The sequence below is a fragment of the Oceanibaculum nanhaiense genome (genome assembly GCF_002148795.1).
Classification (GTDB): domain Bacteria; phylum Pseudomonadota; class Alphaproteobacteria; order Oceanibaculales; family Oceanibaculaceae; genus Oceanibaculum; species Oceanibaculum nanhaiense.
In genome coordinates, this window is sequence record NZ_MPOB01000004.1 from 222328 (window position 1) to 246431 (window position 24104).

23 protein-coding genes are annotated in these 24104 nt (G+C 65.6%); 12 read left to right on the forward strand and 11 right to left on the reverse strand.

Annotated features, from left to right (window positions below; genetic code table 11):
• The first annotated feature begins 159 nt into the window (after positions 1–159).
• The 9 genes from phnC to BKM74_RS08595 all read left to right on the forward strand — a co-directional run bounded on the left by phnC (position 160) and on the right by BKM74_RS08595 (position 9073).
• Positions 160–1005 carry a phosphonate ABC transporter ATP-binding protein gene (gene phnC / locus BKM74_RS08555; protein ID WP_086465508.1) on the forward strand — a complete coding sequence of 282 codons (846 nt, stop codon included), beginning with the start codon at positions 160–162 and terminating at the stop codon, positions 1003–1005.
• Between the two features lie 79 nt (positions 1006–1084).
• Complete coding sequence (gene phnD, locus BKM74_RS08560) at positions 1085–2068, forward strand: phosphonate ABC transporter substrate-binding protein (RefSeq protein ID WP_086465284.1); 984 nt, start codon at positions 1085–1087, stop codon at positions 2066–2068.
• Positions 2069–2192: 124 nt separating this feature from the next.
• A complete protein-coding gene (gene phnE, locus BKM74_RS08565) occupies positions 2193–2996 on the forward strand; it encodes a phosphonate ABC transporter, permease protein PhnE (protein WP_099045573.1) in 804 nt (267 codons plus the stop codon).
• 166 nt (positions 2997–3162) lie between these two features.
• A complete protein-coding gene (locus BKM74_RS08570) occupies positions 3163–4248 on the forward strand; it encodes an ABC transporter substrate-binding protein (RefSeq protein WP_176342460.1) in 1086 nt (361 codons plus the stop codon).
• Positions 4249–4389: 141 nt separating this feature from the next.
• Positions 4390–5142 carry a TetR family transcriptional regulator C-terminal domain-containing protein gene (locus BKM74_RS08575; protein WP_086465286.1) on the forward strand — a complete coding sequence of 251 codons (753 nt, stop codon included), beginning with the start codon at positions 4390–4392 and terminating at the stop codon, positions 5140–5142.
• Between the two features lie 159 nt (positions 5143–5301).
• Positions 5302–6225 (forward strand): ABC transporter permease, encoded by a 924-nt coding sequence (locus BKM74_RS08580; RefSeq protein ID WP_245825875.1) that lies wholly within the window; start codon positions 5302–5304, stop codon positions 6223–6225.
• On the forward strand, positions 6222–7037 hold the full coding sequence (locus BKM74_RS08585; RefSeq protein ID WP_086465287.1) for an ABC transporter permease: 816 nt from the start codon (positions 6222–6224) through the stop codon (positions 7035–7037). Before BKM74_RS08580 ends, BKM74_RS08585 begins: the two co-directional genes overlap by 4 nt.
• Before the next feature lie 10 nt (positions 7038–7047).
• Positions 7048–8142: an ABC transporter ATP-binding protein gene (locus BKM74_RS08590; protein WP_086465288.1), complete on the forward strand. Its 1095-nt coding sequence runs from the start codon at positions 7048–7050 to the stop codon at positions 8140–8142.
• Positions 8143–8182: 40 nt separating this feature from the next.
• Positions 8183–9073 (forward strand): FkbM family methyltransferase, encoded by an 891-nt coding sequence (locus BKM74_RS08595; protein ID WP_086465289.1) that lies wholly within the window; start codon positions 8183–8185, stop codon positions 9071–9073.
• Here the strand turns inward: BKM74_RS08595 and BKM74_RS08600 are convergent.
• Genes BKM74_RS08600 through BKM74_RS08620 form a run of 5 tightly spaced genes read right to left on the reverse strand, consistent with a single transcriptional unit; the run spans position 9070 to position 14591 of the window.
• Entirely contained in the window at positions 9070–9603 is a 534-nt protein-coding gene (locus BKM74_RS08600) for a sarcosine oxidase subunit gamma (RefSeq protein ID WP_086465290.1), read from the reverse strand. The two genes, BKM74_RS08595 and BKM74_RS08600, sit on opposite strands and share 4 nt — an antisense overlap.
• The gene (locus BKM74_RS08605) at positions 9596–12622 is read right to left on the reverse strand and encodes a sarcosine oxidase subunit alpha (RefSeq protein ID WP_086465291.1); all 3027 of its coding nucleotides are present in this window, start codon (positions 12620–12622) and stop codon (positions 9596–9598) included. Before BKM74_RS08605 ends, BKM74_RS08600 begins: the two co-directional genes overlap by 8 nt.
• Positions 12619–12900 (reverse strand): sarcosine oxidase subunit delta, encoded by a 282-nt coding sequence (locus tag BKM74_RS08610; protein ID WP_086465511.1) that lies wholly within the window; start codon positions 12898–12900, stop codon positions 12619–12621. The genes BKM74_RS08605 and BKM74_RS08610 overlap by 4 nt, the downstream gene beginning before the upstream one ends.
• Before the next feature lie 10 nt (positions 12901–12910).
• Complete coding sequence (locus BKM74_RS08615) at positions 12911–14161, reverse strand: sarcosine oxidase subunit beta family protein (RefSeq protein WP_086465292.1); 1251 nt, start codon at positions 14159–14161, stop codon at positions 12911–12913.
• A 58-nt stretch (positions 14162–14219) separates the two neighbouring features.
• Positions 14220–14591 carry a hypothetical protein gene (locus BKM74_RS08620; RefSeq protein ID WP_086465293.1) on the reverse strand — a complete coding sequence of 124 codons (372 nt, stop codon included), beginning with the start codon at positions 14589–14591 and terminating at the stop codon, positions 14220–14222.
• A gap of 79 nt (positions 14592–14670) precedes the next feature.
• Here BKM74_RS08620 and BKM74_RS08625 point away from each other — a divergent pair, with 79 nt between their 5' ends.
• Entirely contained in the window at positions 14671–15087 is a 417-nt protein-coding gene (locus BKM74_RS08625; protein ID WP_086465294.1) for a nuclear transport factor 2 family protein, read from the forward strand.
• 3 nt (positions 15088–15090) lie between these two features.
• On the opposite strand, the gene BKM74_RS08630 is transcribed toward BKM74_RS08625, so the two are convergent.
• Positions 15091–16380: a M20 family metallo-hydrolase gene (locus BKM74_RS08630; RefSeq protein ID WP_086465295.1), complete on the reverse strand. Its 1290-nt coding sequence runs from the start codon at positions 16378–16380 to the stop codon at positions 15091–15093.
• Positions 16381–16442: 62 nt separating this feature from the next.
• Between BKM74_RS08630 and BKM74_RS08635 the strand changes: the two genes are divergently transcribed.
• Positions 16443–17327 (forward strand): polysaccharide deacetylase family protein, encoded by an 885-nt coding sequence (locus BKM74_RS08635; protein ID WP_086465296.1) that lies wholly within the window; start codon positions 16443–16445, stop codon positions 17325–17327.
• A gap of 27 nt (positions 17328–17354) precedes the next feature.
• On the opposite strand, the gene BKM74_RS18510 is transcribed toward BKM74_RS08635, so the two are convergent.
• The 4 genes from BKM74_RS18510 to BKM74_RS08655 form a co-directional block, all read right to left on the reverse strand.
• Positions 17355–17714 (reverse strand): hypothetical protein, encoded by a 360-nt coding sequence (locus BKM74_RS18510; protein ID WP_140056049.1) that lies wholly within the window; start codon positions 17712–17714, stop codon positions 17355–17357.
• Between the two features lie 94 nt (positions 17715–17808).
• A complete protein-coding gene (locus tag BKM74_RS08645) occupies positions 17809–18984 on the reverse strand; it encodes an aminotransferase class V-fold PLP-dependent enzyme (RefSeq protein WP_086465298.1) in 1176 nt (391 codons plus the stop codon).
• Between the two features lie 74 nt (positions 18985–19058).
• Entirely contained in the window at positions 19059–20402 is a 1344-nt protein-coding gene (locus tag BKM74_RS08650) for a branched-chain amino acid ABC transporter permease (protein WP_086465299.1), read from the reverse strand.
• A 6-nt stretch (positions 20403–20408) separates the two neighbouring features.
• Positions 20409–21008, reverse strand: coding sequence for a cysteine hydrolase family protein (locus tag BKM74_RS08655; RefSeq protein ID WP_086465300.1), 600 nt, complete (start codon positions 21006–21008; stop codon positions 20409–20411).
• Between the two features lie 219 nt (positions 21009–21227).
• Here BKM74_RS08655 and BKM74_RS08660 point away from each other — a divergent pair, with 219 nt between their 5' ends.
• Entirely contained in the window at positions 21228–22445 is a 1218-nt protein-coding gene (locus BKM74_RS08660) for a multidrug effflux MFS transporter (RefSeq protein ID WP_086465301.1), read from the forward strand.
• A 4-nt stretch (positions 22446–22449) separates the two neighbouring features.
• Here BKM74_RS08660 and ggt read toward each other — a convergent pair whose 3' ends face one another.
• Positions 22450–24048, reverse strand: coding sequence for a gamma-glutamyltransferase (gene ggt, locus BKM74_RS08665; RefSeq protein WP_086465302.1), 1599 nt, complete (start codon positions 24046–24048; stop codon positions 22450–22452).
• Between the last annotated feature and the right edge of the window lie 56 nt (positions 24049–24104).

The following is a 24104-nucleotide window of genomic DNA, read 5'->3' on the forward strand; positions in this document are numbered from 1 at the left end:
TAATCCAAAGCTTGATGGTTTCCATAGACTTATCGGGCGGCGTGGAGAAAGCGCGCTTTGCGCCGGGGAAAGCATTGCAAATCGGTAAAGGAAGCGTCACCGAACCGTAACGGCGGGCTGATACACCAAATGCCGATCCGCACCACCGAAGAGGTTGGGATGTCGACGGCGATAACGGTTTCAGGCCTCAGCAAGACGTTCGGCGCGACCCGCGCCCTGAACGATGTGTCGTTGCTGGTGCAAAAGGGCGAGATGGTGGCGCTGATCGGTGCCTCGGGCTCCGGCAAATCCACGCTGCTGCGCCATATGGCTGGGCTGGTCGGTGGCGATCCGGTGCGCGGCAAGGGCGAGATCCGCATTCTCGGCGATACGGTGCAGTCCGGTGGCAATGTCGCCCGCGACGTGCGCCGGGTGCGGGCGCATATCGGTTTCATCTTCCAGCAGTTCAATCTGGTGAACCGGCTGTCGGTCATGACCAATGTGGTGATCGGCGTGCTGGGGCGTATTCCGGCCTGGCGCGGCACGCTCGGCCTGTTCACCAGGGAGGAAAAGCATCTGGCGATGCAGGCACTGTCCCGCGTCGGCATGGATCAGCATATGGCGCAGCGCGCCTCCACCCTGTCGGGCGGCCAGCAGCAGCGTGCCGCCATCGCCCGTGCGCTGGTGCAGCAGGCGAAGATCGTGCTGGCGGACGAGCCGATCGCCTCGCTGGACCCGGAATCGGCGCGCCGCGTCATGGAAATCCTGGCGACCGTCAACCGTGAGGACGGCATCACTGTCGTCGTCTCGCTGCATCAGGTGGATTACGCGCTGCGCTATTGCCCGCGCACCGTCGCGATGCGGGCCGGCGAGATCATCTATGACGGGCCGAGCGAGGCGCTGACGCCGGAATTCCTGCGCGAGCTGTATGGCGCCGAAAGTGAGGAGCTGATCCTCGGCGACTTCATCAAGAATCAGCGGCCGGAGCCGGTTACGGCGTCCCCGGAGCTGGTGGCCGCACACTGATCGCGGCCTGTTGCGTGACCTTCGGGGGAAGGGCGCGAAAGACCGGAATATCCCGGTGACGAAATCAGGAGGTAATAGAATGCTTCGCAAAATCCTCGCGGGCGCCGTAGTCGCGATGACCGCGCTGACCGCCGGTGCGCAGGCGGACGAGATGAAGGAGCTGAATTTCGGCATCATCTCGACCGAATCCTCGCAGAATCTTAAGACCGTCTGGCAGCCCTTCCTCTCCGACATGGAGAAGAAGCTGGGCATGAAGGTGAATGCCTATTTCGCGCCGGACTATGCCGGCATCATTGAGGGCATGCGCTTCAAGAAGGTCGATATCGCCTGGTACGGCAACAAGTCGGCCATGGAAGCCGTGGATCGCGCCAATGGCGAAATCTTCGTGCAGACCGTCGCCGCTGACGGCAGCGCCGGCTACTACTCGATGATCATCGCGCACAAGGATGTGCCGGTGAACAGCCTGGAAGACCTGGTGAAGGACGGCAAGGCTTACACCTTCGGCAATGGCGATCCCAACTCGACCTCCGGCTTCCTGGTGCCGAGCTACTATGTGTTCGCGCTGAACGGCATCGATGCCAAGCAGCATTTCAAGCGCATGGTCACCGCCAATCACGAGACCAACGCGCTGGCCGTCGCCAACAAGCAGGTCGATATCGCGACCAACAACACCGAGAGCATGGACCGGATCAAGCAGAACTTCCCCGAGAAGTATGCCCAGATCAAGGAAGTCTGGCGCTCCCCGCTGATCCCGTCGGATCCGATCGTCTGGCGCGCCGACCTGCCGGCTGAGATGAAGGGCAAGATCAAGGGCTTCTTCATGGATTACGGCGTGAAGGGCGCGAATGTCGAGGCGGAGAAGAAGGTGCTGGCTGGCCTGGCCTGGGCGCCGTTCCGCGAGAGCAGCAACGACCAGCTGATCCCGATCCGCCAGCTGGAGCTGTTCCGCTCCAAGACCCGCATTGAGAATGACGACAAGATGGCGGCGGCCGAGAAGCAGCAGAAGCTGGCCGAGATCAACGCCAAGCTCGATGAGCTGAACAAGAAGATGAAGACCAACTAAGGTCCGTAAAGACTGGGGGCCGGCGCCGGGAAACCGCGCCGGCCCTGGTTTTTAGAAGATGACGTATTTTCACCGCTCCTCACCCACAGCGCCCGCCCCTGCAGCCTCCACCAAGGAGATGGCCATGACGCCCCGGACCGCCGACGCCGCGCTCGAACTGCCACCCCGCGATCTGAAGAAGTCGCTTCTGAGCTATCTCGGATGGGGGCTGTTCCTGGCCGTGCTGGTCTGGTCCTGGGAGGGTGCCGAGATGCGCCCGCTCGACCTGATCCGCGATTCCGGCAACATGGCAACCTTCGCCAAGGATTTCTTCCCGCCGGATTTCCGCCAGTGGGAATATTATGTCGAGGAGATGCTGACCACGATCCAGATCGCGCTGTGGGGCACGGTGCTGTCGATCGTCACCGCTATTCCCTTCGCGCTGCTGGCCTCTGAGAATATCGCGCCCTGGTGGGTGAACCAGCCGGTACGCCGCCTGATGGACATGCTGCGCGCGATCAACGAGATGGTCTTCGCCATGCTGTTCGTCGTCGCCGTCGGCCTCGGCCCGTTCGCTGGCGTGATGGCGCTGTTCATCCATACCACCGGTGTGCTGGCCAAGCTGTTCTCCGAGGCGGTGGAGGCCATCGATCCGCGCCCCGTTGAGGGCATCCGCGCCACCGGCGCCAATGTCATCCAGGAGATCGTGTTCGGCGTCATCCCGCAGGTGCTGCCGCTGTGGATTTCCTATGCGCTGTACCGCTTCGAATCGAATGTCCGCTCCGCCACCGTGGTGGGCATGGTAGGTGCCGGCGGTATCGGCGTCGTGCTGTGGGAGGTGATCCGCGGTTTCTACTTTGCCCAGACCTGCGCCGTCATGATCATCATCATCGTCTCGGTTAGCCTGCTGGACGTGGTTTCGCAGCGCCTGCGCAAACTGTTCATCTGATCCCTCCGGCCTTGTCTGGCTCGCCAGCGTGTATCGGCCCCTGCTGATGCCCGTTGGCGGCGGACCGCGCCCGATATAGGATCGTGCAAAATAACAATTGATCGCCACCGCCGTCCGACGAAACGACAGCCGATCAACCCGCACGATCCAGGGAGACGAGATGTTCATGCACCGATCCAAGATTTTCAGCCGGGCGCTGTTTTCGGGCGCCGTCGCCGGCGCCTTCCTTCTGGCCGCGGGTCAGCCGCAGCCGGCAAGGGCCGCCGAGGCGATGCTGTTCACCTGGGAGAATCTGGCCGAGCCGGCCTTCTTCGAGGACTATGCCAAGAAGTACGGCAAGCAGCCGCAATCCGCGCTGTTTGCCGATGAGGACGAGGCCTTCGCCAAGATGATGGCGGGCTTCAAGCCGGATGTGATGGCGCCTTGCACCTATGAGGTGCCGCGCTGGCGCGACGCCGGGCTGATTCAGCCGATCGACCCGAAGAAGCTGTCCACCTGGGAGAGCATCGCGCCGCCCTTGCGCAAGATCACCGGCATGGCCGCCGGGGACGGCAAGGTCTGGTTCGTGCCGCAATATTGGGGCAACACCTCGGTGACGATCCGCACCGACCTCGCCCCGGAATATGCCGAGAAGGAGAGCTGGGATATCCTCTGGGACCCGAAATACAAGGGCCGCGTGGCAGCACTTGAGGGTGTGGACGATACGGTGGCCATGGCCGCCCTTCATCTCGGCATCGACCCCTATGTGAAGCTGACCCCGGAGAATGAGAAGAAGCTGCGCGATCATCTTGCCAAGCTGGCCGACAATCTGCGGCTGGTGACCAGTGATTCGACGACACTGACCCAGGCCGTGGCCTCGGGCGAGGTGGTGGCCGCGATCACCTGGAACGATCACTATACCGAGATGAAGGCGGAGAATCTGCCGGTGAAGTTCCTGCGTCCGAAGACCGGCATGATGACCTTCGTGTGCGGTTTCGTGATGCACAAGGACACCAAGGATGCCGGGAAGGCGCATGCGCTGATCGATTCCAACAATTCCGAGGCCGCGACCGCCTTCCTGGTGACCGAGATGGGCTATGGGCCGGCCAACACCAAGGCGATGAAGTCGATCGATCCGGCGGTGCGCGAGAAAGCCGAACTGCCGGAGGATGTGGATGCCTTCCTGGCGACCGGCTTCTTCCAGCAGGCGATCCCGGAGAAGGACAAGCTGGTCGCCATGTGGCAGGAAATCCGCGCGCTTTCCGGCCGCTGAGCGGCGCGCACAGGCAATCGGGGGCGGCTTCCCGGAAACCGGGGCCGCCCTCTTTGTTTGGGCTGGATTTTCGCCCGGCTTTACGCGAATGATACCGCCAGAATCAAGGGCCAGACTCTAGGGACGGAGGTTCGACGGAAAATGGTGTCAGCGCCGCGTTCCACGGCCCGGCGGGGACGGCCGCCGAAATCCCTGACCTCGCCGCAGACTTCGGGGCGGACCCAGAAGCCGGGAACCCAGCGGGCCGTCGCGAAGGAGGCGACCCGGCTGAAGCTGATCGAGGCCACCATCGATTCCATCGCCCATTCGGGCTTCGCAGACACCACGCTGGCCAAGGTCTCCGAAGGGGCCGGCCTATCGCGCGGCATCGTGAATTTCCACTTCACCAGCAAGGATGCACTGCTGGTCGAGACCCTGACTCATCTGGCCGACGAATATACCGGCTTCTGGAAGGCGGCGGTGGCAAAGGCGGGCGACGATCCCGCTGCACGGCTGCGCGCCATCGTCGATGCGGAATTCCATCCGACCGTCTGCAACCGCAAGAAGATCGCTGTCTGGTACGCCTTCTGGGGCGAGGCGCGCTCCAGGCCGACCTATCTCGATGTCTGCGAGCGTCAGGACCGGGAATTGCTGGAAACGGTGCAGAGCCTGTCCGCCGCGCTGGTGGAGGCGGGCGGCTATGATGCTGTCGATGCCGGCGATGTCGCCACCGGCCTGATGGCACTGACCGACGGGCTGTGGCTCGATTTGCTGCTGACGCCGACGCGGTTCGACCGCAACGGTGCGCGACGGGTGTGCCTGGCCTTCCTCATGGGCATGTTCCCGCGCCATTTTACCGGCCGCGCCGATGATGGCGCGCTTGACGCCAAGGGCGATACCGTCTCGGCCGCCTGACGGACCGTCACGAGGCCGGCTTTGCCGCGCTTGCGAAGGCCGGCTTTTTCCGAATAGATAGAAAGCAGGGTTATCGGGGGCATCAGACACCCGGGACCCGTGCGATGCCTGGGGGGCGTCATTCGGCATGTGGGCACCGAAGCGAAGGAGAAGGCGCGGGTGAGCGACCGTGTGGCGGCGGCCGGAATATCGGGAAAAGCATTATCGGGCAAACCGCGTCACGCCTGGCTGCGCAGCGATGCCGCGCGTGGCCTTTCCTTGCTGTCGCCAACCCTGTTCGTGGTGGTGGCGGCGATGGCGGTGCCGCTGGCGCTGATGGTGGCCTACAGTTTCTGGTCGCAGAGCTATGTCACGCTGGACACCAGCTTCACGCTGAAGAATTACCAGGACGTCTTCAGCCGGGAAATCTACCGCATCCTGTTCCTGCGCTCGGTCGCCATTTCCGCGCTGGTGACACTGATCACCGTGCTGCTGGCCTATCCCATCGCCTATTTCGTTGCCTTCGACGTGAAGCGCCACAAGCTGCTCTGGCTGATCCTGCTGACGCTGCCGTTCTGGACCAGCTACCTGCTGCGCGTGTTCTCCTGGAAGGTGATCCTCGGCTATAACGGCGTGATCAATTCCGGGCTGATGTCGCTGGGCGTCATCGCCGAGCCGCTGCAATTCCTGCTCTACAACCCGTTCTCGGTGATCGTGACGCTGGCCCATGCCTGGGCGGCCTTCGCCATCCTGCCGATCTATGTCTCGCTGGAGAAGATCGACCGCACGCTGCTGGAGGCCGCGACCGATCTGGGCGACGGCCCGGTCCGGCGCTTCTTCCGGGTGACGTTGCCGCTGTCCATGCCCGGCGTGATCGCCGCCTCGGTGCTGATCTTCATCCCGACGGTCGGCGATTATGTGACACCGACGCTGGTCGGCGGCACCGGCGGGGTGATGATCGCCAACATCATCCAGGCGCAGTTCGGCAAGGCGAATAACTGGCCGCTGGGATCGGCGCTGGCGATCAGCACCATGCTGGCGGTGACGGCGATCGCCTGCCTGTCGATCTGGCTGTCGAAACGCAGCGTGGCGGCGATAAAATGAGCAGCGCAAGGCATGACGGCGGCACGCGCCTGCGCATGGTCTATGCCGGGCTGTACCTGGCTTTCCTCTATGTGCCGGTCTTCGTGCTGCCGGTGTTTTCTTTCAACGATTCGATCTTCGTCGCCTTTCCGCTGAAGGGTTTCACCACGCAATGGTACGCGCAGCTGGCCGAAAGCCCGCGCATGTTCGATGCGCTGGCTGCCAGCCTGAAGGTCGCGATCTTTACCGCTGTGGCCAGTACGCTGCTGGGTATTTTCGCGGCCAAGGCGATGACGCGCTACCGTTTCCCGCTGCAGCGGCCGCTGTTCGGGCTGGTCATGCTGCCGCTGGTGATTCCGGAGATCATCCTCGGCATCTCGCTCTTGATCCTGGTGAACCGGCTGGGCCTCAGCCTGTCGCTGCTGACCGTGGCCGTCGGTCATATCCTGCTGTGCGTGCCCTTCGCCACCGGCGTGCTGATCTCGCGCTTCGAGGGGTTTGACCGCAGCCTTGAGGAAGCCTCGCTGGATCTTGGCGAGAGCGCGTGGATGACGTTCTGGCGGGTGACATTCCCCATCGTCTTTCCGGGCATTGTCGCCAGCCTGCTGCTGTCCTTCACCATCAGCTTCGACGAGTTCATCATCGCCTTCTTCCTGTCGGGTACCGATCCGACGCTGCCGCTCTACATCTTCAGCCAGCTGCGCTTCCCGCAGCGCCTGCCCGGCGTGCTGGCGCTGGGCACGCTGATCCTGCTGTGCTCCGCCCTGCTGATCGTGTTGGCCGAGTGGCTGCGGCGGCGCGGCGTGCAGCCCGACAAGCAACCCGATTTGTGACGGGACCGCCATGAGCACAGACGACGCCTTCATCGACATCCAGGGCATCCACAAGCGCTTCGGCGGCTTCACGGCGGTGGATGGCGTCGATCTGCCGATCCGTCGCGGCGAGTTCTTCTCGCTGCTCGGCGCGTCAGGCTGCGGCAAGACCACGTTGCTGCGCATGATCGCCGGCTTCGAGACGCCTACGGAAGGCCGCATCCTGATCGACGGGCAGGACATGACGATAGTGCCGCCCAACCACCGTCCGACCAACATGGTGTTCCAGAACTACGCGATCTTTCCGCACCTCAGTGTGCGCGACAACATCGCCTATGGGCTGCGCAAGGACCGGCTGCCGAAGGCCGAGCTGGACCGCAAGGTGGATGCGGCGCTGGAGATGATCAAGCTGGCCGGCTATGGCAAGCGGCTTTCCAACGAGCTGTCGGGCGGCCAGCGGCAGCGCGTGGCGCTGGCGCGTGCCCTCATCAAGCGTCCGAAGGTACTGTTGCTGGACGAACCGCTGGGCGCGCTGGACAAGAAGCTGCGCGAGAAGATGCAGCTGGAGCTGCGGCAGATCCAGGACGAGGTCGGCATTACCTTCGTGTTCGTGACCCACGATCAGGAGGAGGCGCTGACCATGTCCTGCCGGGTCGCCGTCATGTCCGAGGGCAAGGTCATGCAGGTGGCGACCCCGCGTGAGCTGTACGAGGCGCCGAACAGCCGCATGGTTGCCGATTTCATCGGCAGCATGAATTTCTTCGCCGCCTCGCCGTGCGGACAGGAGACCGACCGGCTGGTGCTGGAGGCGGAGGGGCTGGGCATGATCCGCGCGCCGCTGCCGGGTTTTGCCGTGAACGGCAGAGCCATCGCCGCGATCCGGCCGGAGAAGCTGGCGCTGACCACGGACAAGCCGGCGGACAACCTGCCTGCCGTGCAGGGCAAGGTGGCCACTTCCGCCTATCTGGGCGACCGCAGCCAGTTCTATGTGCGGCTGCCGGGGATGGCCGCACCGGTCGCGGTTTCGGCGCAGAATGTCGAGCGCACGGTGCGTGAGGATCTGGATGATGGCACGCCGGTCTGGCTCTCCTGGCGGGATGACGCCATAGTGCTGTTGCTTGAATAAGAATAATTGAAATAAACCCCAGCGACCGGACACATCTCCCATGAGCGTCCTAGCCCGGCAGGCCCGCCGTATTGCGGGTAAGGTAAAGCGTACGCTGTTCCCGCCGCCGCCGCCGGCCCTGCATACCGGCGCGGTCGATGTGATTGTGACGCGGCATGGCTGGATGCTGGTTCCGCGCAGCGACACCACCATAGGCGAATCGCTTCGGCGCTATGGCGAATGGGCGGAATCGGAAATCGGCCTTATGAGCGGCTTCGTGGCGCCGGGCGGCACGGTGCTGGAGGTTGGCGCCAATCTGGGGGCGCACACGCTGGCCTTCGCGCAGATGGTCGGCCGGCAGGGGCGGGTGATCGCGGTGGAGCCGCAGCGCTATATCCATGCCTGCCTGTCCGGCAGTGTCGCCGCCAACGGCCATACGCAGGTGCTGATCCTGAATGCGCTCGCCGGCGACCGCACCGACCATGTGCTGCCGCCGCCCGTCGATTATGCGAAGGCTGGCAATTTCGGTGCGGTGCATTTTCGCGATGTGCACTCCACCAGCCGCAGCTTCGAGGCGATCCCGATGATCTGCGCCGACGATCTCAATCTGGACCGGCTCGACCTGGTGAAGATCGATGCGGAGGGCATGGAGGCAGAGGTGCTGCGCGGCATGGCCGGCACGCTAGAACGGCTGCATCCCGCCCTGTTCGTGGAGGCGACAACACAAGGCCGTGCCGAGGCGGTGGAAGCCGTGCTGCATCCGCTGGGGTATCGCGGCTGGACGGCCAGGGCGACGGCCTATAACCCGGATAATTTCCGGGGCGATACCTACAATATCTTCGGCGGGGCGACCGAAACCAACGTGCTGTACCTCACCGAGGAACAGGCTGCGCACCATGCCGGCGCGCTGGCGGAGCTGCCGCCCTTCGCGCCGGCCGACATGCCGTCCTAGCCGCCATACTCCCGTGCCGCGTCGGCCAGCCACAGGCCGGTATAATCGGCGAAGGAGCGCAGCACATAGAGCCGGAAACCCGCCGCGTCGCGTAGCAGCGTAATATCGGCCTTGGCGAGCAGGGTGCGGACCACCTTGCCTTGCGCGAAGGCTTCCGGGTGCAGATCGATGGCGCAGCCCTTGGCCAGCAGCTCGGCGGCCTTCTGGCCGGTGATCGCGAAGCCGACATAGGCATCCGACACATCCACGACCGAGGCATGCAGCCCGGCCAGCGCCGCCTCCAGCGCAGTCTGCAAGGTTTCGCGGTCGTCTTCCGCGCAGAGCAGCAGCCACTCGTCCGGACCGAGCCAGCAGACGGTCGCCTTGTCGCCGGCGTTGCTGGTCAGCGGGTCGGTGGGGAGAGCGATGCTCAGCGCCTTCTTCGCGGTAGCGGCGATCTTCCTGTCTGAGGCATCGCACCGCAGGATCAGCCTGCCTTCGGGCGGCAACGGGGCGATCCGCACCGCCGTGTCCGTCATCGTGTCAGCCATTGGCGCGTTCCCCCTTGGGATCGAAGAAGACCGGCTCGGTCACCGTCACCTTGATGACCCTGTCGGCCATCGGCACGGACAGGGTTTTTCCGACCAGCGCGCGACCGCCCTTCAGCACCGCCAGCGCGATGGAGCGTCCGGCATTCGGGCTGTAATAGCTGGAGGTGACATGCCCCAGCATCGGCATGGGCGGCTTGTCCAGCACCGTCTCCACGACATGCGCGCCTTCCTCCAGCACCTCTTTCGGGTCCTCGGTCAGCAACCCGACCAGCTGCTTGCGGCCCTCGCGCATCGTGTCGGACCGGGCGAGCGAGCGCTTGCCGACGAAATCCGGCTTCTTCGCCGAGACGATCCAGCCCATGCCGAGATCGTCCGGCGTCATCGAGCCGTCGGTTTCCTGGCCGACGATGATGAAGCCCTTTTCGGCGCGCAGCACATGCATCGCCTCGGTGCCATAGGGGGTGATGCCGAACTTTTCGCCGGCCTGCATCAGCGCTTCCCACAGTTCCTGGCCCCGGCTGGCGCGGACATTGATCTCGTAGGACAGCTCCCCGGTGAAGCTGATGCGGATGATCCGCGCCGGGATGCCGGCGACGGTACCCTCGCGCAGGCTCATATGCGGGAAGGCCTCATTGCCGGTGTCGATATCGCTGGTCAGGCTCGCCAGCAGATCGCGGCTCTTCGGCCCGTTGATGGTGATGGTGGCGTACTGCTCCGTCACCGAGGTGAGGTACACCTTCAGGTCGGGCCATTCGGTCTGCAGGTAATCCTCCAGATGCACCAGCACCTGCGCGGCGTTGCCGGTGGTGGTGGACATCAGGAACCGGTCTTCCGCCAGCCGCACGGTCACGCCATCGTCGAACACCATGCCGTCCTCGCGCAGCATCAGGCCGTAGCGTGCCTTGCCGATGCCGAGCTTCAGCCAGGCATTGGTATAGATGCGGTTCAGGAACTCCGCCGCGTCCGGCCCCTTCACCTCGATCTTGCCGAGGGTGGAGGCGTCGAGAATGCCCACAGTGGTGCGGGCCGCCTTCACCTCGCGGTTCACGGCGGCGTGCAGGGTTTCGCCGGCTTTAGGATAGTACCAGGCGCGCACCCACTGGCCGACATTCTCGAACTTCGCGCCGTTCGCTTCGTGCCAGTCATGGATTGGCGTGCGGCGCACCGGGTCGAACAGCCTGCCGATATTGCGCCCGGCGATGGCGCCGAAGGCGACCGGCGTATAGGGCGGGCGGAAGGTGGTGGTGCCGACCGCCGGGATATCCTGCCCCAGCGTCGCGGACAGGATTGCCAGCGCGTTCACATTGCTGGTGCGGCCCTGGTCGGTGCCCATGCCGGTGGTGGTGTAACGCTTCACATGCTCGACCGAGCGGAAACCCTCGCGCGCCGCCAGCTTCAGGTCGGCGGCGGTGACGTCGTTCTGGAAATCGACGAAGCATTTCGCGCGCGCCAGCGGCTTTTCCGGCGGCAGCAGCCAGATGGGGGCGGCTGCCGGGACCTCCGGCTCCTCGATCTTCAGGCTGGGCGCCTTGCGGCCGGTGAAGCCGGCATCGTTCGCAGCCGCCGCCCCGGCGGCGAAGCCTTCCGTCAGGCAGTCGGCTGTTGAGAGCACGCCGTTGCCCATGCCCGCGCTGCGTAACGGTTGGGTCGCCTGGCCAGGCACGAACACACCGTCCGCCTCGCGGAAGCTCAGCTTGCCGCGCGATTGCGAGAACAGGCTGACATTGGGATTCCAGCCGCCGGACATGGCGACGAGATCGCAGGGAATGCCGAAGCCCTTGCCCTCGATGCGGCCGCCATCGGCGGAGAGTTTCGCCAGCCGCACGCCATCGACGCGCAGCCGGCCCGTGGTGCCGATGACGCCATGCCCCTGATAAATTCGCAGGCCGGCCTCGCGTGCCGCCTGGGGCAGGGGGGCGGCGAGGGGACCGGTAGCGTCTGCGCGGGTATCGACGATGGCGGCGACACTGATGCCGGCCCGGTGCGCCTCCAGCGCCGTCAGGTAGCCGCTGTCATTGCTGGTGACGACGACCAGCGCATTGCCCGGCCGCGTGCCATAGCGCGCGATATAGCTGCGCACCGCGCCGGCCAGCATGATGCCGGGCCGGTCATTGCCGGCGAACACCAGCGGCCGCTCGATGGCACCGGCCGCCAGCACCACCTGCTTCGCGCGCAGCTTCCACAGCCGCTGGCGCGGCAGATGCGCCGGGGCGAAGGGGCCGAGATGGTCGGTCACGCGCTCCGCCAGCCCCAGCCAATTATGGTCGTAATAGCCGAAGGCGGTGGTCCGGCGCAGCAGGGTGATATTCTCCATCGCCGCCAGCTCGGCCACGGTCTTTTCCACCCAGTCGGCGGCCGGCTTGCCGCTGATACGGGTGCCGTCCTCGCCTTCCGAGAGCAGCCAGCCACCCAACTCCGCCTGTTCGTCGGCGAGGATGACCCGTGCCCCGGCGCGGCCTGCCGCCAGCGCAGCCGCAAGGCCGGTAACGCCGCCGCCGGCGACCAGCACGTCGCAATGGGCGTGGCGGTGCTCATAGGTATCCGGGTCTGGCCCGTCCGGTGCGCGGCCAAGCCCGGCCATGCGCCGGATCGCGCGCTCATAGGTCATCCAGCCGCGCTTCGGCCACATGAAGGTCTTGTAGTAGAAGCCGGACGGGATCAGCGGCGCGGCGATGTCGTTCACCTCCCCCAGGTCGAAGGAAAGCGAGGGGAAGCGGTTCTGGCTGGATGCCACCAGCCCGTCATACAGCTCGATCTGCGGCGCGCGCAGGTTCGGCTCGGTATGGTTGCCGAGGCCGAGCTGGATCAGCGCGTTCGGTTCCTCCGATCCGGCGGAGAAGATGCCGCGCGGCCGGTGATACTTGAAGCTGCGCCCGACCAGATGCACGCCATTGGCGATCAGCGCCGAGGCCAGTGTATCGCCGGGATGGCCCTCATAGCGATTGCCGTCGAACAGGAATGAGAGGCTGCGCGACCGGTCGATCCGGCCTCCATCGGGAAGGCGGTGCGACTGGCTCACTGGCTTGCCTCCGGCTTCTTCTCGCCCGGCTTATAGACCGCCAGCACCCTATCCGTGTGCGTGTTGCGCACCGCGTTGAACCAGCGCCGGCAGCCATGCGCGTGGTACCAGCGCTCGGCATGGTCGCCCTTCGGGTTGGCGCGCAGGAACAGGAAATCGGCCCATTCGGCGTCGGTCAGGGTGTCGGCGCGGCTTTCGCGCTTCAGATGCGCTTCGCCGCCATAGCGGAATTCGTGGACGTCGCGCTCGCCGCACCAGGGGCAGGGGATGGTCAGCATGTCTTGATCCTCAATGGGCGACGGCGGCGGCGCCATGCTCGTCCACCAGCTTGCCGGTAGTGAAGCGCTCCAGGCTGAAGGGTGCTGCCAGCGGATGCGGCTCGCCGCGCGCGATGGTGTGGGCGAAGACATGGCCGGAGCCGGGCGTGGCCTTGAAGCCGCCGGTGCCCCAGCCGCAATTAATGAACAGGCCCTCGACCGGCGTCTTCGACAGGATCGGGCTGGCATCCGGGCAGGTATCGACGATGCCGCCCCATTGCCGCAGCATCCGCATCCGGCTGAACATCGGGAACAGCTCGACGATGGCGTGCAGCGTGTCCTCGACGACATTGAAGCCGCCGCGCTGGGAATAGGAGGTGTAGGTGTCGATGCCGGCGCCGATCACCAGCTCGCCCTTGTCGGACTGGCTGACATAGGCATGCACGGTGTTCGACATGACCACCGTGTCGAGGATCGGCTTCACCGGCTCCGACACCAGCGCCTGCAGCGGGTGGCTTTCGACCGGCAGGCGGAAGCCCGCCATGCCGGTCAGCACGCCGGAATGGCCGGCGGTGACGATGCCCACCTTCTTCGCCCGGATGGTGCCCCGGCTGGTCTCGACGCCGGTGACCCTGCCGCCCTCGCGCAGGATGGCGGTGACCTCGCAATTCTGGATGATATCGACGCCGCGCGCATCGGCGGCGCGGGCATAACCCCAGGCCACCGCATCGTGCCGCGCCACGCCGCCGCGCCGCTGCAGGGTGGCGCCCAGCACCGGGTGGCGGATATCGGGCGACAAATTGATCAGCGGGCAGAACTCGCCGACCTGCTCGCGGCTCAGGAAATCGCAATCGATGCCATTCAGCCGGTTGGCATGCGCCCGGCGTTTCAGCTCGCGCAGATCGTGCAGGTTGTGGGCCAGGTTCATAACCCCGCGCTGGCTGAACATGACATTGTAGTTGATGTCCTGGCTCAGCCCTTCCCACAGCTTCAGGGAATGTTCGTAGAGGGCGGCACTCTCGTCCCACAGATAGTTGGAGCGCACGATGGTGGTGTTGCGCCCGGTATTCCCGCCGCCGATCCAGCCCTTTTCCAGCACCGCCACATTGGTGATGCCATGCTCCTTGGCGAGGTAATAGGCGGTCGCCAGCCCGTGCCCGCCGCCACCGATGATGAGGACGTCATAGTCCGGCTTCGGGTCGGGGCTGCGCCAGGCGCGCTCCCACCCCTCGTGATAGCCCAGCGCGTTGCGGGCCAGGGCCCAGATCGAATAGCGGCGCACGGTATTCTCCTAACAGGTCGCGGGCAGCATAACGGGTTGCTCGCACCGCGTGAACGGGTCAGCCTGCATGGCCGCCTGCGCTGTCAGCGGACCAGTAGGCGATGGCCTCTTCCAGCAAAGCCCGGTAATGGGCAATGGCTTCCTCGCCCTCCGGCGGGCCGTCATAGACTCCCATCTCGTTCAGCAGCCAGAAGAAGCCGCGGCCTGGCATCAGCCCGTCCTTGCGCGTCGCCAGCGCCGCCAGCAACGGCTGCCCGGCCGCATGGTCGGCGCGCAGCATCTCCTCCAGCGCCTCGGTGACGCGGTGGACCAGATGCGGCGGCTGCATGCCGGCGGCATGGGCGAGTTCCAGATAGGCAATGGTTTCGCCGCGACGGGCACAGCCAGTCAGCACTGCGCGCAGACGTTGTTGCAGATCGTCATCTTCCATGGTCCTGCAGAAACACCATCTATGGCTGCAAGGCAATGGTGCAAGGCTGGCTGCAAAATGGGGCAGGAGGGGGACGATCATGCATGACAGGATGGCGCTGCTGTTCGCCAACGAGGCGTTCTATGCCGCTTTCGCCGGCCATGATTACGCGGCGATGGAAGCTTTGTGGGCACGCCATGCGCCGGTCGCCTGCATTCATCCCGGCTGGGGGGTGCTGGAAGGGCGCGAGGCGGTGATGGAAAGCTGGCGCGGCATTCTGGGCAATGCCGGCAACACGCCCGCCGCCAGCCCGCGCAATGCCCGGGCTTTCGTGCTGGGCGATGCCGCCTATGTCACCTGCTTCGAGGCCTTTCCCGAAGGCTTCCTGATCGCCACCAACCTGTTCGTGCGGGAGGAGGGCGAGTGGCGTCTCGTCCACCATCAGGCCGGCCCGACCCGGGAACAGCCCGATGAGGAAGACGAGGACGACCCCAGCCGCCCCCGCGCGATGCAGTGAGGGCTAGCTGTTCGCCAGTTCGACCATGGCCTCGGCCAGCACGCGCGCCCCGGCGGCAAGGTCGCTGGCGCTGGCGCGTTCCAGCTCGTTATGGCTGATGCCCCTCTCGCAGGGCACGAACACCATGCCGACCGGGGCGACGGCGCTGATCAGCCCGGCATCGTGGCCCGCCCCCGAGGGCATGTCCATTGAGGGCAGTTCCAGCCGCTCGGCGCCGCGCCGGACAATATCCACGATCTCCTTCGGGAAATGCACCGGCGGGTTGGTGCCGAATCCCTTCACCGTGACCGGGCAGGGTGCGGCCTTCTCCTTGGCGATCCGCTCCACCGCATCACCGCGTTCTTTCAGGACGTCCATGTCCGGATGGCGGAAATCGATGGTGAAATGCACATGGCCGGGCACCACGTTCGGCGAACCGGGCGAGACTTCCATGCGGCCGACGGTGAAGCGCACCACATCGTCCGGATCGTGCATCAGCTCTTCCAGCGCCGCGATCACGCGCACGGCGGCGGACAGCGCATCCTTGCGGTTGGCACGCGGCGTTGTGCCGGCATGGGCTTCCTCGCCCTCGATATCGATCTCGAAGCGGCGCATGCCCTGGATGGAGGTGACGACGCCGATCTGCAGCCCCTCGGCCTCCAGCCGCGGGCCCTGCTCGATATGCGCCTCCAGATAGGCGTGGATCGGCGTGCCCAGCGGGCGGCTTTCCGCGTCCGGCGTGGCGGCGAGGCAGGGCTGCAGCGCGTCGTGCACACTGATGCCGGCACGGTCCGTCATGGCCAGAATCTCGTCCAGATTCTTGCGGCCGGTGAACACGCCGGAGCCGACGCAGCCCGGCTGGAAGCGGCTGCCTTCCTCGTTCATCCAGATGCCGACTTCCAGCGGGCGGCGGGTCTTTACGCCGTTGCGTTCCAGCGCTTCCAGCACCTCGAAAGCGGCCAGCACGCCGAACGCGCCGTCATATTTGCCGCCGGTCGGCTGGGTGTCGATGTGGGAGCCGGAGACCACGGGGGCGGCGTCGGGATCGGTACCTTCGCGCCGGATGAACATGTTGCCGATCGGGTCGCTGGCGATGCTGAAGCCCAGCTCCTTCGCCCAGCCGGCGATCAGCTTGCGCGCCTCCACCTCCTCGCCGGTCAGCGCCTGCCGGTTCACGCCGCCCTTGGCCGTGCCGCCGATGGCGCCCAGCGTCTCATGGCGGTCCCACAGCCGCGCCTCGTCGATCAGCGGGCCGACCAGGTTGGGCCGTGCTGTGGCCTTGGACGCTGCGGACTGGGAAGCGGTATCGGTCATGAGCTATGCTCCTTCTTCTTCGGAATTCGGCGCAACCTTAACATCCGCATCGCGAGGTTTGAATGCTCCCGACCCATGGCCGCTATGACTATGTGCCGATTGTTGGCCGGCCGGACTATCGCTGGCCGGGTGAAAAACGGCTGGCGGTCTATATCGCGCTGAACCTGGAGCATTTCGCCTTTGGCGAGGGGCTGGGGGCGGAGCTGGCGCCGGGCGGGCCGCAGCCCGACGTGCTGAATTATGCCTGGCGCGACTATGGCAACCGGGTCGGCGCCTGGCGCATGCTGGAATTGTTCGACGCGCTGAATCTTCCGGTCAGCGTGCTGGTGAACAGCGAGATCTATAGCTATTGCCCGCAGCTGATGGATGCCTTCCGGGCGCGCGGCGACGAGGTGGTCGGCCATGGCCGCACCAACGCCGAACGCCAGGGCGTGCTGGACGAGGCGGCGGAGCGCACGCTGATCACGGAGGCGACCGCGATCATTGAGCGGCATGAGGGCAGGCGGCCGGAAGGCTGGCTCGGCCCCTGGATATCGGAGAGCAGGGTGACGCCCGACCTGCTGCAGGAGGCCGGCTACCGCTATGTGCTGGACTGGTGCGCTGACGATCAGCCGATCTGGATGAAGACCCGGCAGGGACGCATCCTTGCCGTGCCTTATCCCCAGGAAATCAACGATATACCGGCAATTGTCGCGCGCAAGGTGGAGGGCGATGTCTTCGCCGACATGATCGTCGATGCCTTCGAGGAAATGCTCCGCCAATCCGAGAACCAGCCGCTGGTCTTCGGTATTGCCTTGCATGCCTATATCGTCGGCCAGCCGCACCGGTTGCGCCATCTCCGGCGCGCGCTGAGCCATATCGCGTCAAAGCGCAGTGATATCTGGCTCACCCACAGTGGCGCTATCGCCGCGCACGCCTTGGCGCAGCCGGCGGGCGTGGTGCCCTGAGACAGGGCGCCCTAGGCTAGAGGCCGATCAGAACAGACCCATGGTGCCCTTGACGGCGAGGATAAGGCCGGCAATCAGCACGACCAGATCGACGATCACCAACATCTCGAACCAGCCGGCATCGCCCACGGTTCCCTGACCGCCGACGCCGGCGAGCTTGCCGGTCGGTCGGGACGAAAGCTGTTTCAGATAGCGGGAGAAGTAAAAGAAGACAGTCAGCAGCAGCACGGCAAGGCCGAGCATCAGAAACGCGTTCATGACCGGAATGGCTCTTGGAACACGGAGTTGCCGCCGGACGGTTCGCATCGACGACAGGGCGTTCTCCCTCGAAACAAGGGCGCCTTTCGCCGTCCGGCACGGGCCGCACGATGCGGCCAGACGCAGCATCGCGCCGCCCGCTAGTCGGGAGTAACGCTAAGATGGCATGGGCCAGCCCGCAGCCATGCAACGGCATCATGCAGCAGCGGGCCTTATTCCCCTGTTATTTCACGCTTTCCAGCACCTCGAGGAAGCGATCCAGCTCCTCTTCCGTGTTGTAGTAATGCACGCCGGTGCGCAGCACCTTCTCAAGCCCGCGCTGGGTCATGTCGATCCGGGTCGAGCTGATGCGGGAGACCGAGCAGTTGATCCTGTTGGCGCTCATCGCCGCCATGATCGCCTCCGGCTCCACGCCGTCGCGGGTGAAGGTGACGATGCCGCAGCGCCTCTCCCCCAGATCGCGCACGGTGACGCCGGGGATGGCGGAGAGCTTGTCGCGGAAGCCGTCGGCCAGTGCCGTGACGCGCGTCTCGATGGCGTCGATGCCCCAGCCCAGCGCATAATCAATGGCGGTCTTCAGGCCGATCTGGCCGGCGACATATTTCTCCCAGTTCTCGAAGCGCTTTGCGTTCGGCTGCATTTCGTAGCTGTCGGGGCCGGTCCACAGCGCCGAATGCAGGTCGAGGAAGGGCGGCTCCAGCTTGTCCAGCATCGACTTGCGGACATAGAGCAGGCCGGTGCCGCGCGGGCCGCGCATATATTTCCGCCCGGTGACCGAGGCCATGTCGCAGCCGATCTCCTGCATGTCCAGTTTCATCTGGCCGAAGGACTGGCAGGCATCCAGCAGGTAGGGGATGCCGGCGGCGCGGGCGACCTTGCCGATGGCGGCGGCCGGGTTCACCAGCCCGCCATTGGTCGGCACATGGGTGACGCTGATGAGCTTCACCCGGCCGTCGATCATGTTCTCCAGCGCCTTGACGTCGAGCTGGCCGCTATTGTCGTTCGGCACCACCTCGACCACCGCGCCGGTGCGCCTGGCCACCTGCAGATAGGCGATATAGTTGCTGGCATATTCGGCCGTAGCGGTCAGGATGCGGTCGCCCGGCTTGAAGGACATCGAATAGAAGGCCATGTCCCAGGCGACGGTCGCGTTCTCCACCGAGGCGATCTCGTCGGTCGAGCAGTTGAAATAGCGCGCCGCGCTCTCATACAGCCCCTCGACCTGGTCGTCCCGCGCGCGCCGCGCCTCGTAGCCGCCGATCTGCGCTTCCAGATCCAGATGATCCTTTACCGCGTTCAGCACCGGCGTGGGCATCAGCCCGGCCCCGCCATTCGCCAGATGGATGACCGTCTCGCAGCTCGGCGTCTCCGCCCGGGCGCGTGCCACATCGAAACCCATGTCCAAGCCCCTGATTGATTGTCGTTCTGAATTGATCCCGCAGCCTGTCATCGCCGGTGCGCGGAGGCAACGCCTCAGTCTCCGCGCCCCTGGGGCCGCCCCAGCAGTCCGTGCGGGCGGAAAATCAGTATCACGGCCAGCAGGGCGAAAACCGATACATCTTTGTAAGCCCCGGTAAAATAGGCGGACCAGAAGGTTTCCAGCATGCCGACGACCAGCGCGCCCAGAATGGCGCCCGGCACCGAGCCGATACCGCCGATAATGGCCGCCGCCAGCGCCTTGAAGCCGATCAGGAAGCCCATGTGGAAATTTACCCCGCCGTAATAGAGCGCCAGCAGCAGGCCGGCTGCCGCGGCATAGGCGCTGCCGATGGCGAAGCACAGCGCCACGGTGCGGTTCACATTCACGCCGAGCAGCGCCGTCATGCGGGCATCCTCGCCGCAGGCCCGGATCGCCCGGCCGATCCGGTGCCGGGCAAGCAGCGTCAGCAGTACCGCCAGCAGCAGGCTTGCCGTGGCAATCAGGATCAGCTGGCCGAGGCTGGCATAGACCGCGAAATCGCCGCTGTCGGCGATGCGGTACCGTCCGGTAAAGACCGGCTGCAGCCAGCGGTCGCGCGTGCCCTGAACCAGACGCACGCCTTCCTGCAGGAAGATCGACAGGCCGATGGCGGCGATCAGCACGGCGTGGGACGGGCTGTGGCGCAGCGGGCGGAACACCAGCCGCTCGGTCTGCCAGCCATACAGGCCGGTGATTGCCATGACGGCAATCAGCAGGCCCAGCAGGAGCAGGGGATTGGACAAGGTACCGCCGGCCTCTCCCGCCAGCACGGCCAGCAGCACGGTGACATAGGCGCCTAGCATCGCTATCTCGCCGAAGGCGAAGTTGATCCTGCCGATAATGCCGTAGATCAGCGTGAAACCGACCGCCAGCAACGCATAGGGGCTGGCGACGGTCAGCGCGTTCAGCAGCTGCTGCAGGAAATAGGCGGCCGGCTGCCAGGGGGAGGCCGGGCGTTCCGGGGCAGGGCCGGCCAGCCTCAGCGCCAGGAACAGCATGTGGCGCTGGACCGGGCTAAACACGCCCTCGCGGTCGGTTTCCAGCCGGGTCAGGGCAAAGCTGCCATCCTCCTGGGCCTCGGCGGCGAAGTCGCAGCGTATCCAGCGGGTTACACCGCTTCCCGTCAACCGATACTCGCCGCGTACATTGTTCAGCGTGTCCTCGGGGTTCAGCGCGCCCTCGGGGTGGCGCCAGCGCAGCGACTCGATGCGGGCATAGCCCGGCTCCAGAACCGACAGGAACCGCTCGCAGGCGGCGCTGCGGGCAATATCGGTGCCGCAGCCGCCCAGCGGCACCAGCAGCAGTGCCAGAAACAGGCAGGCAAGACCGGCCCGGAGAAGGTGCCGCGGGCCGGTCATGCGGGTTTAGGCGGGCAGGGCAGCCGCGTCCGGCGCGATGATGGCGAAACGGTCGGACAGCGCCGCCAGCGAGGCGCGGTGCAGTTCCGTGGCGCCGATCACCCCGCCGCCCGGCGCCGGCAGGTCGCGGGTGGCACAGGCGCTCTCCACGATGGTGCAGCGATAGCCGAGGTCGAGCGCGGCACGCACCGTGGAGCTGACGCACATATGCGTCATGAAGCCGATCACGATTAGCTCCTTGCGGCCGGTTGCCTTCACCGCCGCATCCAGATCGGTCTGGGCGAAGGAATTGGGCAGCGGCTTCCAGATCACCTGTTCGCCTTCAGCTGGTTTCACGGGCTCGGCGATCTGCCCGCGCGGTGCATCGGCATCGAACGCGCCGCCGGGCTTGCCGCGATGGGCGATGTGGATGACCGGCGCGCCGGCCGCGCGTGCGGCGGTGATCACGCGGGCGCATTCGGCCAGCGCGCTCGCCACGCCGGGCAGCGCCAGCGGGCCGGTCACATATTCGTTCTGGCAGTCGATCGAGATGACGGCCGCTTGCGACAGCGCCGATGGGGTCAGCGGTGCGCCGGACATCTCAAGCAGGGTTTTCGGGCCGGTCATGGGAGTTCCTCTGGTCAGTTCGTTGATTTGCCGCACAAGCTAGAACCTTTCTTCCTTTCAGGGAAGCGGCCGCACGGCGGACGGACGGGCCGGTATTTCGTTGAACCGGTCTGCACAAGCGGGATATTGAGGTTTTATCTCTCGTGCTACTTTTACGGGAAGATGGCGCGCCAGATTTTTCCTTTCACCACATGGTATGCAATGCCCCTGGAAGGCCTGATGCAACGCCGGACGCCGCCGACAGCGATGCTGATCGCGGTGACCATGACCGGCCCGCTGGCGCTGAATATCTTTCAGCCCTCCATGCCAAACATGGCGCGTGTCTTCGCCACCGATTACGCGACGATACAGCTCAGCCTGACCCTGTTCCTGGTGGGTGTGGCAGTGGGGCAGTTGTTCTATGGCCCCTTGTCGGACAGGTTCGGGCGGCGTCCGGTGCTGCTGGGCGGGCTGACGCTCTATGTTCTGGCCAGTCTCGCGGCGATGGTCGCGCCGACGGTCGAATTCCTGATCCTGGGGCGCATCGCGCAGGCGCTGGGCGGCTGCGCCGGCATGGTGCTGACCCGCGCCATTGTCCGCGATATCTACACCCGCGACCGGGCGGCCAGCGTGCTGGCCTATATCGTCATGGCGATGGCGGTGGCGCCGGCCATCGCCCCCGCCATTGGCGGCTATCTCGAATCCTGGTTCGGCTGGCAGGCGAGTTTCCTGTTCGTCGCGGGATTCGGCGCGCTGGTCGTGGCCGCGGCCGCGCGCTGGCTGCATGAAACCAATTTCCAGCGGGTCGAAGGGGCGGGGCTCGGGGCCATGGTTAGGATCTATGGCAGGCTGGCGCGCCAGCCGGTCTATGCCGGCTATGCGCTGTCGGTCGCCTTCTCCACCGGCGCCTTCTTCGCCTTCATCGGCGGGGCACCCTATGTGGTGATCGAGCTGATCCGCGCTTCGCCGCAGGATTACGGGATTTATTTCATCCTGGTGGCGGTCGGCTATATGGGGGGCAGCTTCATCGCCGGGCGGCTCAGCATGCGCTATGGCGTCGATCGGATGATCCGGCTCGGCGTGGCGATCTCGACGGCGGGGGTGCTGGCGATGATCACGGCGGCGCTCTGGGTTCCGCTGTCGCTGGCTGGACTGTTCGCGCCGATGGGGCTGATCGCCATGGGCAATGGCGTCAGCCAGCCGAGCGGGGTGTCGGGGGCGATCAGCGTGGATCCCGGCGTTGCCGGATCGGCCTCCGGCATGCTCGGATTCTCGCAGATGGCGCTGGGCGGCCTGTTGACCTTCATCATCGGCCACGCCCTGTCCGATAGCGCCTGGCCGCTGGTCATCATGATGGCGGTCTGCACGGCGCTGGGCTATGGCGCCTTCGTGTTTGCCTGCCGCAGCCGGCTCAGGGCGGCCAGAGCCACCCTGAGCGAGGTCCGTTCCGGCGATTAGCCGCTTAGTAGCCCAGCGCGCAGCCATCCTTGCGCGGGTCGGACCCGGCGACCAGAACGCCGGTCTCCAGATCGCGGAAGATCGCCTGGCTGCCGCCGATCGGCTTCTTCGCCGGGGCGCGCTCGACCGTGTGGCCGCGCTTTTCCAGATCGGCGATGGTCGCCGCATCGACGCCGTTTTCCACCTGCAGCGGGCCGGCATAGGCAAAGGTCCGGGGGGCGTCCATCGCCTCCTGGATGTCCATGCCGCGATCCAGCATGTTGGAGATGAAGCCGGCATGGCCGGTGGACTGGTACTGGCCGCCCATCACGCCGAACGGGCCGACGCAGGTATCGCCCTTCATCGCCATCGCCGGGATGATGGTGTGCATCGGCCGCTTGCCCGGCGCGATGGAATTCACATGACCCGGCGCAAACTTGAACGACAACCCGCGATTCTGCAGCACCACGCCGGTCTTCGGCGTGACGATGGTGCTGCCGAAGCCGTGGAACACCGAGTTGATGAAGGAGATCGCGTTGCCGTCCTTGTCCACCACACAGAGATAGGTGGTGTCCTTGTGCTCGACGCTGTCCACATCGACGGAGACCGGCGCGCCGGCCTTGCCCATATCGATGCGGGCGCGCAGCGCGTCGGCATAGCCGGAACTCAGGATCTTCTCCACCGGGATCTTCACCTGGGCCGGATCGCCGATATAATCGTCGCGCTGGTGATAGGCCAGCTTGGTTGCCTCGGCCAGCAGATGGATGCGGTCGGCCTCGCTGAGGCCGGTATCCTTCAGGTCGAAGCCGGACAGGATGTTCAGGATGATCAGCGCGGTGATGCCCTGGCCGTTCGGCGGGCATTCATAGATGTCGAGACCCTTGTAGGTGGTCTTGATCGGCTCGACATATTCCGGCGCGGCGCTGGCGAAATCCTCCAGCGTATGCAGGCCGCCGCGGCTGTTCAGATGGCTGACGATATCCTCCGCCACCTCGCCGGTATAGAAACCGTCCCGGCCCTTTGCCGCGATCTTCTTCAGCGTGGCCGCCAGCAGCGGCGCCTTGAAGACGGAGCCGATGGCCGGGGCCTTGCCATCCACCAGTACGATCTTGCTGCTGACCGGATCGGCGGCCAGGCGCGGCGCATCGCCGGCCCAGTCGCTGCCGACCTTCGGGGCGACGACGAAGCCTTCCTCGGCGGCCTTGATGGCCGGCTGCAGGAGTTCGCCCAGAGACTTCGTGCCGTGATCGGCGACCAGCCGGTCCCAGGCGGCGACGGCGCCCGGAATGGTGACGCCATGCGGGCTGTTCAGCGCCTGCGTGGTCTCGCCGCGTTCGGCATACCATTCGGCGCGGGCGGCGGCCGGGGCCTTGCCGGACCCGTTCAGCGCGATCACCTTGCCTTTGCCCTTGGGCACGTAGAGCACGAAGCAATCGCCACCGATGCCGGTCATCGCCGGTTCGATGACGCCCAGCAGCGCCACGGCGGCGACGGCGGCATCGACGGCGTTGCCGCCCTGCTGCAGGATATTCAGCGCGGCCAGCGTCGCCTGCGGGTGCGAGGTGGCGACAGCGGCATTCTGGGCATAGACCGGCGAACGGCCGGGGCGGTGGAAGTCTCTCATGGGGCGTCCATCTTATTTATATGTTTGCAAAGTGCCGCGCCGGTGTGGAACTGGCG

Coding starts and splice junctions, on each gene's coding strand:
- BKM74_RS08650 (WP_086465299.1), bottom strand. CDS start 20,402: ATGACCGGCCCGCGGCACCTTCTCCGGGCCGGTCTTGCCTGCCTGTTT.
- phnE (WP_099045573.1), top strand. CDS start 2,193: ATGACGCCCCGGACCGCCGACGCCGCGCTCGAACTGCCACCCCGCGAT.
- BKM74_RS08600 (WP_086465290.1), bottom strand. CDS start 9,603: ATGGCTGACACGATGACGGACACGGCGGTGCGGATCGCCCCGTTGCCG.
- BKM74_RS08635 (WP_086465296.1), top strand. CDS start 16,443: ATGCTCCCGACCCATGGCCGCTATGACTATGTGCCGATTGTTGGCCGG.
- BKM74_RS18510 (WP_140056049.1), bottom strand. CDS start 17,714: ATGCTGCGTCTGGCCGCATCGTGCGGCCCGTGCCGGACGGCGAAAGGC.
- BKM74_RS08645 (WP_086465298.1), bottom strand. CDS start 18,984: ATGGGTTTCGATGTGGCACGCGCCCGGGCGGAGACGCCGAGCTGCGAG.
- BKM74_RS08625 (WP_086465294.1), top strand. CDS start 14,671: ATGCATGACAGGATGGCGCTGCTGTTCGCCAACGAGGCGTTCTATGCC.
- BKM74_RS08570 (WP_176342460.1), top strand. CDS start 3,163: ATGCACCGATCCAAGATTTTCAGCCGGGCGCTGTTTTCGGGCGCCGTC.
- BKM74_RS08610 (WP_086465511.1), bottom strand. CDS start 12,900: ATGCTGACCATCCCCTGCCCCTGGTGCGGCGAGCGCGACGTCCACGAA.
- BKM74_RS08655 (WP_086465300.1), bottom strand. CDS start 21,008: ATGACCGGCCCGAAAACCCTGCTTGAGATGTCCGGCGCACCGCTGACC.
- BKM74_RS08575 (WP_086465286.1), top strand. CDS start 4,390: ATGGTGTCAGCGCCGCGTTCCACGGCCCGGCGGGGACGGCCGCCGAAA.
- BKM74_RS08630 (WP_086465295.1), bottom strand. CDS start 16,380: ATGACCGATACCGCTTCCCAGTCCGCAGCGTCCAAGGCCACAGCACGG.
- BKM74_RS08590 (WP_086465288.1), top strand. CDS start 7,048: ATGAGCACAGACGACGCCTTCATCGACATCCAGGGCATCCACAAGCGC.
- BKM74_RS08660 (WP_086465301.1), top strand. CDS start 21,228: ATGCAACGCCGGACGCCGCCGACAGCGATGCTGATCGCGGTGACCATG.
- BKM74_RS08595 (WP_086465289.1), top strand. CDS start 8,183: ATGAGCGTCCTAGCCCGGCAGGCCCGCCGTATTGCGGGTAAGGTAAAG.
- BKM74_RS08620 (WP_086465293.1), bottom strand. CDS start 14,591: ATGGAAGATGACGATCTGCAACAACGTCTGCGCGCAGTGCTGACTGGC.
- ggt (WP_086465302.1), bottom strand. CDS start 24,048: ATGAGAGACTTCCACCGCCCCGGCCGTTCGCCGGTCTATGCCCAGAAT.
- phnC (WP_086465508.1), top strand. CDS start 160: ATGTCGACGGCGATAACGGTTTCAGGCCTCAGCAAGACGTTCGGCGCG.
- phnD (WP_086465284.1), top strand. CDS start 1,085: ATGCTTCGCAAAATCCTCGCGGGCGCCGTAGTCGCGATGACCGCGCTG.
- BKM74_RS08585 (WP_086465287.1), top strand. CDS start 6,222: ATGAGCAGCGCAAGGCATGACGGCGGCACGCGCCTGCGCATGGTCTAT.